The organism is Erwinia sp. (assembly GCF_031978025.1).
Classification (GTDB): Bacteria; Pseudomonadota; Gammaproteobacteria; order Enterobacterales; family Enterobacteriaceae; genus Erwinia.
In genome coordinates this window covers 1-11,376 of the sequence record NZ_DALZCD010000134.1, presented here as the reverse complement: position 1 = coordinate 11,376, position 11,376 = coordinate 1, and the positions used below count along the sequence as shown (strand labels likewise).

The following is an 11,376-nucleotide window of genomic DNA, read 5'->3' as shown; positions in this document are numbered from 1 at the left end:
ACGGATGAATTCGTTAAAGGCTGTCTGGGCTTGCTTATGGAAGTAACTGAGGGGTTATACTGCTAACTTGCGGATTTTAATGCTTCGCCTTTCCTGCTGTGCTTCGTCCTTTCTTTTCCTTTCTCGGTCTGCCTCCCTTTTCTGAGGAGCAAATCGCGCTCCATGTTCAGGACTGCACCACCACGTTCGAAAATCGTGATAGTGGAACCATTGACGGCATATTTTACAACGCCGTCGCTTTGGCTTATTCGCGGGTGCCTTCATCATGCGACCTGTTTTTTTCTGAGTTGATTGTATTCGCTGTCAGCCGACACAGTCATGGACCACCTTAAAGGGCGAAGATGAACCGTGCGTTCTGAAGCTTCTCTTGTCTCAGGCTCAGGTAAGAAACTCCACACTGTTGGGAGCGATCCAAAGCAGCAGCTGGCGTATCTGGCTGTGAAATATTGGGCCCGCCTCTACTACCCGGACGTTATCCTGGGCGTTTATACGCCGGACGAGTTCGAGCGGAAAGAACTCGTTGAGCGCGACTTCACCCCGGCCCGTACCCGGCAGGATTTGAACAACCTGATTAACCAGAAGCCAGCTGATACAGCACCGCATGATAGCGGCCAAACATCTGCGCGTTCGCCAGAAGCACTGCTGAAGGACTTCACCTAAGCGGCCAGCAAAGCCGCGAGCGTTGAAGAGCTGGATAAGGTTTACAAATATGCTGCTCGGAAGCTGATTACGGACACCAAAAAGCTCGACATGGCGACCGACGTCTACAGCATCCGCCGCGACGAATTGTCCGCTCCTCCTGTATGACAGTCACGAAAAATAACACTGTATAAATATACATAATTTTGTTTTTTTATACTGCGTCGCGTAAAACGACTTGAAAAATGGGTAAATAAAAAGTTATTTTTTAGTTAGACCCCATACTCAAGAGCACTTCATGAAACAAAACCCGTTTTCTTTCTATGATTTTCTAGGTTACCTAATACCTGGCGCTTTTTTATTGTATTCTTTTTATTTTGGCGGAATTCATTATGAATGGGAAATGGCTTTACAATTTAAATCCCAGCTAAAACTAAACTCTTCATTTGGTGACTTAATAAACCTATTTCCCTTGGTTATATCATCATATATAACAGGCCACCTCTTATCTATAACATCTTCTTTTTTTATAGAAAAGTATTCCAATTGCAGGAATGGGTACCCTTCGCTATACCTTTTCTCAGGAAAAGGGAAAGGTTTTTTTTACAAATGTAGCACCCTATCCTTTTTAGGGCGCGTACTTCTTTGCTTATTCATTCTCCCAATATCCATTATCGATACGATTACCCACCCTGTATTTAGGCAAAATAAAAAAATGGATGAAAAATTGCTCCCTGTGGTTTTCAAAAAATGCATGAATATTCTTAAGCATGAATTTTCCATAGATACTAAATCAATGAATTTCAATACTGGGATCAATGGTGACAGTTTCAGACTTATATACCACTATGCGTTCGAAAACTCAGAGCAACATGCTTTAAAACTACAGAACTATGTTGCCCTGTATGGTTTTACACGAAATATCGCCATGGCATCCCTTATAATTTTCTGGACGCTTGTGATCCTCAGGTTTTGGTTAGAACTACAAGTTGGAAGCTCACTAATAATATCCACAGCAATCTTGGCTTTCGTTTTTTATAAAGGATTTGTAAAATTTTATAAGCGATATACACTTGAGGCCATGATGGCCGCCTGCGTTATTAATAAAAAAGATTAGTGATTTTCACAACATCATATAGTGATATACTGCTTTTGCGGGAGATTACAGACTAATGCCATAGACTATGGCTTATCAGAAGGAGAGAAGGATATGACGGCGAATGTTTTAGCGGTCATCGGGATTTTTGTTTCCATTGTGAGTGCAATTTTTGCATATCTTGCATATGTATCATCCAGGGAGGTAACCTTCCCTAAAAAAGGTGCGCGAGAAAATATCCCAGTAATAAAAAACTTCTCTTCAGAAGCTGAAGATTTACATGAATTCCTGGCAAAAAATAGAGACCGAAAAGTTTATATAAACCTACTTTTTGATAGTGATATAGAGGTTAGTTACCCAGAAAGCGAAAGCGAGGAAAAGAGTTACTGTGTTATGCTCTGGAATGATAAGTTTAGTGAGATTCCACAAGGAGCTAAGCCAAGTTTTATGAATTGCACTGGCGTACAAATAAGTATAGATCAGCAGGAAGGTACGGTGAGTAAGTTTGGCTATGACCGGGGATATTATCGCTTGCAAGGTCAGTTTTATATTTACGCATATGCTGGTCCATTCCAAGGAATTATGAGTGCAGTCCTACTGCCTGTAAAATTAAGCTAGAAGCTTATCTCTCAAGACTGACATATTTAATACCTGCTCCGGCAGGTTTTTTTACGCCCAAATTTCAGGAATTACCCATGTGTGATATCGCAGATGAAGCCTTTGAACGTGAAGAATGGGAGCGCACGTTAGCGCTGAAAAATCGCAAGCTGCCGGGTTCACCGTCGCCGGTATGTCGGAACGGTGATTGCGGCGAGAAGTCGCAGCCAGGCACCAGCTATTGCTCGCTAGAGTGCCGGGAAGATGCAGAACGGCTGGCGCGGGCAGAGAGGCTGCGGAGAGTGGCTTAATGGAACCGGCCACTGAAAACGCCCTGCGATCAGTCGCCCGAAGTTGCCGGGCCGAGATAGTCAAAGCCACCTGAGGCAAACCCCATTCCGAGCACGACCGCATTACCACCCTTCTGTTAGACAAATACACCAAACTAATCACCGCGCTGCCGCCTGGCAGATACCCGGCCCGTCAATGGCTGGTCTACTTCGTGCGCGTGGTGGATAAGGAGATGAATTAATGATTTTTAAAGAAATAATGCTTACCAGAGATGTGCTTGAGAGGTACGAAATTTCCCGTAGCACCCTTTATTTTTGGAGTACGCCAGCGCGAATGCCGGCCAGTTTTAAGCGTCCGTTTCCAAAACCTACAATCGGCGGAAGTCCTAAACGCTGGCGGACGTCTGATGTATTGAAATGGGAGGAAGAGGTTAACGCGTCACCAAAGGACGACCAATGAATTTTCTCAAGATGCTCAGTCCACACTTCTAGCCAGTGGTGCTGATCATCAAGGTAATCATGAAGGTTATAGCGAGCCATAACTCCGCCCATCTGATGGCCAGGCAGTTTTTCTATGACGTGAGGCGGCGCGCCCAATTCAGAAAGGCGTGTCGCAACCGTTCTTCTTAGATCATGTAGTGACCAGGCCTTCATCCCTGTTTAGATATTATCTGAACAGAAAAAAAGCAATATTCGGCTGCGCTGGCGGCTTATCATCTTCCGGACCTTTGTAACGAGATCGGGTCAGGACGTGTCTGGTGACGGACGTTTTCTGATGTTCCCTTAACAGATCGACAGCAACCTGTGGAAGAGCGCGGCGGACAGTTCGCCCGGTTTTATACTCACTCGCTGGAACCGTCCAGGTTTTAGCTCTGTAATCGAACCACTCCCATTTTGATGTGCGTATTTCTGTACTGCGGCAGCCAGTGATTATCAAAAATCGCATCACTATTTGCTGTCTTGCAGGCATATCATCCAGAGCACGCGCAACTCTTCATCTGAGGGCTTGCGATCTTTCATTGCTGCAGCCATACCGACATCTGACCGCTTTAACGGTTCGAGAGGATTCGTTTCAATAACGCCGCGGTTTGAGCAGAACCTGAAAGCTCTGGACATCAGGCCCGGCATTTCTCCGGTAACTACGCGCCGCCCCATTCCGTCGAACAAGCTGAGCCAGTGCGCTTTAGTTGTTTGATTAACAACCATATCGCCAAGGATGGGGCTTATATGTTTTTCAAAATTTTGTCTGTTTTTATGGATTTTAATGAGGCCTTCAGGCTTACAGTAGTGCGATTCCCAATACTCAAAAGCGTCGTTCACGGTGAGAGCGTGAACTTTTTTTGTTCTTTCCAGTACAACTTGTCTGCACGGATCGTAACCTTCTGTTATCCATGAGCGAAATTGTTGCCTCCGCTCCCTTGCTTGCGATAAGGATATAGAAGGATAATCTCCTATGCTTAATTACACGGGCTTGTTCTGTCAGCGATAACGATAAAAAATGTTACGCCACCGTTAATGGTTAGTCTGACGTTAAGCCCGTAAGAGTCAGAAATGATTTCAACTTTATCGCGACGTTTACCGAGTGACTTTCTAAGTTTTGTGTCTGTAAGCAATGTGTACACCCTCTTTCCGTATGCACATGAGCGTACACAAAAACCTTAAACTAAGGGACGTGCAAAGCAAAAACCAATAAAGCGCGATAAAGCCCTAAATCCGAGTAACAGACTGATATGAAGACAAAATTTAAAGAGAACGCCATCAAAACAAAACAGTATAAAGGGGTATAATATGCCCTCTGATAACATTTACGCCGAGAAACGGCTGCCCAGCACTTTCCGTAGCACATGGCGGCTGTTTTATCACGATACCACCGCGATGATCGGCTTTTACCTGTTTATCGCGCTGCTGCTGCTCTGCCTGTTTGGCCGCCTGCTTGCGCCTTACGGGTTGGCTCAGCAGTTTTTAGGTTATCAACTGTTGCCGCCCTCCTGGTCGCGCTATGGTGATGTTTCCTTTTTTCTCGGTACCGACGACTTGGGGCGCGATCTGCTGAGCCGCCTGCTAAGCGGCGCGGCGCCGACGGTAGGATCGGCCATTGCCATTACCGTGCTGGCCTCGCTTTGCGCAATGGTCCTCGGCGTGTTTGCCGGACTGACGAGAGGATTACGCTCGGCGGTGATGAACCATATCCTGGATACCTTTTTGTCCATCCCCTCACTACTGCTGGCGATTATCGTTGTGGCCTTTTTCGGCCCTGGCTTAAGTCATGCCTGGCTGGCGGTCTTTCTGGCGCTGATGCCCCGGCTGGTGCGATCGGTCTATACTGCCGTGCACGACGAAATGGAAAAAGAGTATGTCACCGCCGCCCGCCTGGACGGGGCAAGCAGCATGAATATTCTTCGCTACGCCATTTTCCCTAATATTCTGGGGCTACTGGTATCGGAGTTTACCCGCGCACTGTCGATGGCTATCCTGGATATCGCCGCGCTGGGCTTTTTGGATCTGGGCGCTCAGTTGCCCTCTCCCGAATGGGGAGCCATGCTTGGCGATGCGCTGGAGCTGATTTATGTCGCGCCCTGGACAGTGATGCTACCCGGCGCGGCGATTATGCTCAGCGTGCTGATTGTCAATTTGCTGGGCGACGGCATCCGTCGCGCCATCGTTGCGGGAGTTGAATAATGCCGCTGCTCGATATTCGTAATCTGACCATTGAGTTTATGACCGCCGACGGCCCGGTCAAGGCGGTCGACCGCGTCAGCATTACGCTGACCGAAGGGGAAGTGCGCGGCCTGGTAGGGGAATCCGGCTCGGGCAAAAGCCTGATTGCTAAAGCTATCTGTGGCGTGACCAAAGACAACTGGCGGATCACGGCCGATCGCATGCGCTTTGACGATATTGACCTGCTTAAGCTGTCGCCGCGTGAAAGGCGTAAACTCGTTGGCCACAACGTGTCGATGATTTTTCAGGAGCCTCAGTCCTGTCTTGATCCTTCTGAAAACGTGGGGAAACAGCTGAAACAGGCTATTCCTGCCTGGACCTGGAAAGGCCGGTGGTATCAGCGTTTCCGCTGGCGACATCGTCGGGCCATCGAGCTGCTACACCGTGTGGGCATTAAAGATCATAAAGATATTATGCGCAGCTTCCCCTATGAGCTGACCGATGGCGAATGCCAGAAAGTGATGATCGCCATTGCGCTGGCTAACCAGCCTCGCCTGCTGATTGCCGATGAGCCGACCAACGCGATGGAACCGACGACGCAGGCGCAGATTTTTCGTCTGCTTTCCCGGCTTAATCAGAACAACAACACCACTATTTTGCTGATTAGCCATGACTTGCAGATGCTGAGCCACTGGGCAAACCGCATCAATGTGATGTACTGCGGCCAGACGGTGGAAACCGCCCTCAGCGAGGATTTAATCGTGCAGCCGCACCATCCCTACACCCAGGCGCTGATCCGGGCAATGCCGGATTTTGGCCGTTCGCTGCCGCATAAAAGCCGTCTGAACACGCTGCCCGGCGCTATTCCTTCGCTGGAGCACCTGCCCGTTGGCTGTCGTCTGGGGCCACGCTGCCCTTACGCACAGAAAAAATGTATTGAAACGCCCCGGCTGGCGGGCGGGAAATCGCATCTTTTTGCCTGTCATTTCCCGCTGAATATGGAGAGCCAGTAATGGTTGAAACGCTGCTGGAAGTGCGCAACCTCAGTAAAACCTACCGTTACCGCACTGGTCTGTTTCGGCGTCAGCATGTGGAAGCGGTGAAAGCAGTGAGCTTTGCCCTGCGTGAAAGACAAACGTTGGCAATTATCGGCGAAAACGGCTCCGGCAAATCTACGCTGGCGAAAATGCTGAGCGGCATGATCGAGCCGAGCGCGGGCGAGATTCTGATTGACGATCGTCCGCTGGAGTATGGCGATTACGGGTATCGTAGCCAGCGTATCCGCATGATTTTTCAGGATCCCTCCACCTCGCTTAATCCACGGCAGCGCATTGGTCAGATTCTGGATTTTCCGCTGCGCCTGAATACCGACCTTTCTGCAGAAGCACGAGAAAAGCGGATTATCGCCACTCTGCGTCAGGTCGGATTGCTGCGCGATCACGCCGCCTACTATCCTCACATGCTGGCGCCAGGGCAGAAGCAGCGTGTCGGCCTTGCCCGCGCGCTAATCCTGCAGCCTAAGGTCATCGTCGCCGACGAGGCGCTGGCTTCATTAGACATGTCGATGCGCTCCCAGCTGATTAACCTGATGCTGGAACTGCAGCACAAACACGGCATCGCCTACATCTACGTGACGCAGCATCTGGGCATGATGAAGCATATCAGCGATCAGGTCATCGTTATGCATCATGGTGAAGTTGTGGAGCGCGGCAGCACGGCAGACGTGCTGGCCTGCCCGCTACACGACCTGACTAAAAGACTGATTACCAGCCACTTTGGCGAAGCGCTGACGGCCGACGCCTGGCGTAAAGATCGCTGACTTCTCCTCCTATACCGCTCATTCAGCCTGGAATGGGCGGATTTTCAGCCGCTTTCGCTGTTTCTTTCATCATTATGCTTTTCAGCTATTTATTAGCACCGATCGGTCTTTGCCGGTTATTCCGCTTGCGCGAGGATAGGCTTGCCCTCCGGTCCGTACTCAGGGCCAGCCAACTTGAAAAGGAATGACTATGGAGCAGCGTCGGCTTAAAAGCCATAGCCACTGGTATCATGAAACCCAGACCACGCTTACGGCCCGGGCAGAGCCTCTGGTGCCCGAGGCCGCTGAAATCGAAGACCGATTTTTACTGGGCTTGGCCACCCTTTGCGAAGGCGCGCTGCGTCAGGCGCTACAGGAAGCACAGCCGGCGCTGCTGGCCTCGCGGGATCTTTATCAGCTGCTGTTTCCTTCTTCGCTGACCCCGTCGCTAACGCACACCCTGACGCTCTATGATCGGCTCAGTACCGCACTTACCGTAGCGCAGGTAACCGGCGTTCAGCGCCTGTGCAACCACTACGCTGCCCGCCTGAATCCGTTGAGCGGCCCCGATTCATCGCGCGAGAGCAATCGCCGCCTGACGCAAATTACCGAATACGCCCGTCAGCTGGCGATGCAGCCCACGCTGATTGATCGGGCAGCCCTGCTGCGTCTGGATGAAGCGGGCCTGAGCGCGCCGGATATCATCACTTTTAGCCAGATTATTGGTTTTGTCTGTTATCAGGCTCGGGTGGCCGCTGGCCTTCATGCCCTGCTCGCCCTCCCGGTACGCTGGATGCCTGGCGTAACCGTGCCATCGGATGCAGACGAGCACTGCTTTAACGATAATGCCGACTGGCAACCCAGGCTCTCGCCCGTTGAGCTACGTTACGCCTCGCCCAGCCAGCTGGCAGCGCTGACATTCTGCCAGCCACAACAGGCGTTAAGCCGCAGTGCCTGGCTGCTGGCACACGATGGTGAAACGCTGTATGGCTGGGGTCAGCTGATTAACGTGCTGGATGAGAAAGCGGCTACGCCGGAAGGCCAGCTTGCCGCCGCCGTGGCGGCGCGTATCAACGGCAGCCCGGTCTGCTTTAACCGCTATGCGCCAGAAGCGCTGCGTGCCGGGCTGAAGACAAATGTGGAGGAGGCAGGCAAAAATGCCGGGGCCGCTGAGCGGGCCGTCATGCAGGCCGCCGCACAACTGACCCGTTCGCCGGAGCGTTTCAGTGCCGCGCATTTACAGCCACTGGAAGCGGAGGGGTTTTCACTGCAGCAGAAGCTTAATGTCATTTTCAGTACGGCACTGGCGAGCTGGGCTAACCGACTGATGCAATCATTAGGGGAAAGCTGATCGCATGCCGCTAGCGCTCGCTCAACCAGCGACGGGCCTCGTCAAAAAAGTGCTGGGACAGGGGCGTTGCTCTGCCTGGTTCGGCAATCACTACGGCTGCCTGACGGCTCATCGGCGCAATTGCCAGCGGACGCGACTGCAGTTCCGGCGTCATGGCAGGCAGCAGATGCCCTCGCGGCGAAATCAGGCATCCAAGCCCAACCTGCACGCCCTGCGCCAGTTGAAACACGGAGGGCGTTTCCAGCACCACTCGTAAATGGATGTCGGCTTCGCGAAAATGGGTGTCCAGGTAGCGCCGGAAATATCGCGTCTGTTCCGCCAGGCACAGCGGGATCGTTTTTAACGCTTCCAGCGTCAGCGCCGCTTCTCCCACCAGCTGCGGAAAATGCTTAGGATGGAAAACAACTTCCACACCATTGTCTTCCAGCGGTTCGGCCTGAAAATGCAGTTCGCGCAGCGTCACCAGCTCGAAAAAGCCGATGCCGACGTCCACCGTATAGCTGTTCAGCGCGTCAAGCAGCTGATCGGCACTGAGCACAGAGACTCGGTAGTTAAGCTGAGGGTAGCGTTCCTGAATACCTTTCAATAGCAGCGGCAGCGAAATACTGCACTGCGGGACCACGCCGATGCGCAGTGTGCCAGCGACACCGTGTTTCAGCGACTCGACTTCCAGCTTAAGCCCTTGATAGACGGAAACGATTTCCCGCGCCCATGTTAATACCCGTTCGCCTTCCGGCGTAAAGCCATCAAAGTTATTGCTACGGTTAATAAGCGACAGCCCCAGCTCGCGCTCCAGATTCTTCAGGCGCATTGAAAGCGTCGGCTGGCTGACAAAGCTCGCTTCTGCTGCACGACCAAAATGGCGCTCGCGCTCAAGATTACACAGGTAAATAAGCTGCTTTATATCCATTTTTCTTATATTTCAAAAAGTTAAGTTAAAAACAATACATCCGTGCACCGGGCCGTGCACAAAACAAAAAGCTACCTGACCTGATGTTCAGTTAGCCAGGAAGTGAAGTCAATCCAAACCGGGCTTACCCGCATTTATTGGAACATTTGGCATCTGACTAACTGCGTTAAAATGGCAACTGCTCACCTTTCCGCGGTTTTATTACCGTAACGACAGTCATATTACGAAACAGGATTTCATAGACATGCCCATTCAGCTGTAAGTCCGTACGCCTGTTCAACTTTCCACAGACTATGATATATTAGCCAGGGTTACCATTGAGGAAAAATCAGGGCTGGAAGCGAGCCCGTCTGTTCAGCGATCGTTTTGGCTACTTCTGTTCCATCTTTACCTGAGTGGATGGCGGCCTCTCACAACAAGAACAAGAATTTAGCGCCTGTTGCGGGTGCAGCTGTTCTTGTGGCAACACGACTAATTACATGGATCCTGATGGGGGCAGTCAGGCATTCGGAAGCAAAAGAGCTAAGGAGAAGCGATGTCTGTCTTTCTGATAATTTCAATACCCATGCTTTGTATCGCGATGGCTATGTTCTACCTGGCCCATAAGAAAAAAGAGAAGAATTTTCTGATCCCCGGATTCGTCCTGTTAGCGTCCGGTTTGACTAATGCCGTACTCGGCCTGATGACAGGTCAGTAGCCAATAAAACGCCTGATTTTAGGTTTGCGGCATTTGCCAAAGAGACATGCAGCACGCCTTTGGTGCCAGACCGGGTCATCAATTTATCACCACGCTTGATCCTCAATGGATTACATCTGGTCGAAACCATGGCTTATTTCAGGCGTTAATCAGTATCTGTTGGCAGACGGCTGTTTCAACGGAAAGCCTTGCTTTAAAGAGCAGCAAGACGATCCTGGTTTTATATTCGCGTTTGCGCCTCGCGCCGGTTTCTCACGCATTGCTTGTGAATGGCACTACATGCATGTCGGGGTACTATTTGGCAGGCGGACTACCGGCCAGCACGATAAGCCGACCGAGGGCCTCTCAATAAAATCTGCCCTGTCCATTCTGATAAAAAAACCCGCCGGAGCGGGTTTTTTATTAGTTATTTTCAATTTCTTCCTGAACTTCAAAAAACTTCTGCCGGAAGCGCAGAGGGTCTTTAATAAATCTTATTGGCGCGTGGGCGGCCCCCACATCGCTTATAATCAGGGTACCGTATCCCAGTAAACGCCCCATAATGCCCTGCTTGACCTGCAAACTTGAGACTTTTTTAACAGGTATTTCTACGGTGTCCCGGCGTATCAGTCCGGATTTGGCGATCAGCCGCTTATTGGTAATGCCCGCTTCATTTGAACGAATAACAAAATAGCCCAAAGGGATTAAAATAAAACCAACGAGTGTGGTTAACCCCAAAATAACACCCCAAAATAGCCAGGGGAGCAAGGCCCACAAAGTGACATGACCACGATACAAAACTGATTCGCTGCCCACTAAATTTCTATCAATGTACGACATTACTGTGTCCCTAAGTTAATAAGGATACGGATAGTAACATTAATAATATAAAAAGCACTATATGATAGGAGTTTTCTTATTGCTTTTAATTTTAATTAACCTGAGTTATATTAACGAGCAGTTATTATTTTGGCTTCCTCAGGGCACTTTTAACATTGCAAAAAGCTATTGCTCCTGCCAGCCGTCTCAACCCGCCCTTTTTCTTTGGCCGAAGATATGAACTTTATCGTCGCACGCTTTCTTACAGCGATAAGTGCTGGTAAATGCAAAAACTCATCGCGGCTATATGGGATAAATGCACGTTTGTCTGAGGACAGGCCCCTGATAATAAATCATCTTCTCTGACACATAACGGTTATCACTCCCTCTGGCAACAGGGGCAGCCAGAGAAGCGTTTCTTTTCCTTATTGTATTCTTTTTGCTGGCCTCGCCGACATGTGCTGCAAATGCGGATTTATCAAAATTGATGAGCAGATCAAGATTTTTGAGGTTTACTCAGCTTATAGGATACGGGTGACCGC

At 50.2% G+C, this 11,376-nt stretch carries 12 protein-coding genes and 1 pseudogene; 9 read left to right on the top strand and 4 right to left on the bottom strand.

Annotated elements, in window-relative coordinates:
- Nucleotides 1-54: 54 nt before the first annotated feature.
- On the bottom strand, nt 55-264 hold the full coding sequence (locus RTK32_RS12250; RefSeq protein WP_312044305.1) for a recombination protein NinG: 210 nt from the start codon (nt 262-264) through the stop codon (nt 55-57).
- Between the two features lie 84 nt (nt 265-348).
- Here RTK32_RS12250 and RTK32_RS12245 point away from each other — a divergent pair, with 84 nt between their 5' ends.
- The 4 genes from RTK32_RS12245 (at nt 349) to RTK32_RS12230 (ending at nt 2,643) form a co-directional block, all read left to right on the top strand.
- Complete coding sequence (locus RTK32_RS12245; protein ID WP_312044303.1) at nt 349-660, top strand: recombinase RecT; 312 nt, start codon at nt 349-351, stop codon at nt 658-660.
- A 277-nt stretch (nt 661-937) separates the two neighbouring features.
- Complete coding sequence (locus RTK32_RS12240) at nt 938-1,756, top strand: hypothetical protein (RefSeq protein ID WP_312044301.1); 819 nt, start codon at nt 938-940, stop codon at nt 1,754-1,756.
- Nucleotides 1,757-1,849: 93 nt separating this feature from the next.
- Nucleotides 1,850-2,353, top strand: a complete 504-nt coding sequence (locus tag RTK32_RS12235) for a hypothetical protein (RefSeq protein ID WP_312044299.1) — start codon at nt 1,850-1,852, stop codon at nt 2,351-2,353.
- Nucleotides 2,354-2,430: 77 nt separating this feature from the next.
- A complete protein-coding gene (locus RTK32_RS12230) occupies nt 2,431-2,643 on the top strand; it encodes a hypothetical protein (protein ID WP_312044297.1) in 213 nt (70 codons plus the stop codon).
- 410 nt (nt 2,644-3,053) lie between these two features.
- On the opposite strand, the pseudogene RTK32_RS12225 reads toward RTK32_RS12230, so the two are convergent.
- A pseudogene (locus RTK32_RS12225) lies at nt 3,054-4,235 on the bottom strand (tyrosine-type recombinase/integrase).
- A gap of 175 nt (nt 4,236-4,410) precedes the next feature.
- Between RTK32_RS12225 and sapC the strand changes: the two are divergent.
- From sapC to RTK32_RS12205, 4 genes are all read left to right on the top strand, one after another.
- Nucleotides 4,411-5,301, top strand: coding sequence for a putrescine export ABC transporter permease SapC (gene sapC, locus RTK32_RS12220; RefSeq protein ID WP_312044295.1), 891 nt, complete (start codon nt 4,411-4,413; stop codon nt 5,299-5,301).
- Nucleotides 5,301-6,293, top strand: a complete 993-nt coding sequence (sapD, locus tag RTK32_RS12215) for a putrescine export ABC transporter ATP-binding protein SapD (RefSeq protein WP_312044293.1) — start codon at nt 5,301-5,303, stop codon at nt 6,291-6,293. The genes sapC and sapD overlap by 1 nt, the downstream gene beginning before the upstream one ends.
- The gene (sapF, locus tag RTK32_RS12210) at nt 6,293-7,099 is read left to right on the top strand and encodes a putrescine export ABC transporter ATP-binding protein SapF (protein ID WP_312044291.1); all 807 of its coding nucleotides are present in this window, start codon (nt 6,293-6,295) and stop codon (nt 7,097-7,099) included. The genes sapD and sapF overlap by 1 nt, the downstream gene beginning before the upstream one ends.
- Before the next feature lie 190 nt (nt 7,100-7,289).
- Nucleotides 7,290-8,429, top strand: a complete 1,140-nt coding sequence (locus RTK32_RS12205; RefSeq protein ID WP_312044289.1) for an oxidoreductase — start codon at nt 7,290-7,292, stop codon at nt 8,427-8,429.
- A gap of 10 nt (nt 8,430-8,439) precedes the next feature.
- Here RTK32_RS12205 and RTK32_RS12200 read toward each other — a convergent pair whose 3' ends face one another.
- Entirely contained in the window at nt 8,440-9,339 is a 900-nt protein-coding gene (locus tag RTK32_RS12200) for a LysR family transcriptional regulator (protein ID WP_312044287.1), read from the bottom strand.
- A gap of 535 nt (nt 9,340-9,874) precedes the next feature.
- Between RTK32_RS12200 and RTK32_RS12195 the strand changes: the two genes are divergently transcribed.
- On the top strand, nt 9,875-10,036 hold the full coding sequence (locus RTK32_RS12195; protein WP_312044285.1) for a hypothetical protein: 162 nt from the start codon (nt 9,875-9,877) through the stop codon (nt 10,034-10,036).
- Between the two features lie 402 nt (nt 10,037-10,438).
- On the opposite strand, the gene RTK32_RS12190 is transcribed toward RTK32_RS12195, so the two are convergent.
- Nucleotides 10,439-10,855 carry a PH domain-containing protein gene (locus RTK32_RS12190; protein WP_312044283.1) on the bottom strand — a complete coding sequence of 139 codons (417 nt, stop codon included), beginning with the start codon at nt 10,853-10,855 and terminating at the stop codon, nt 10,439-10,441.
- Between the last annotated feature and the right edge of the window lie 521 nt (nt 10,856-11,376).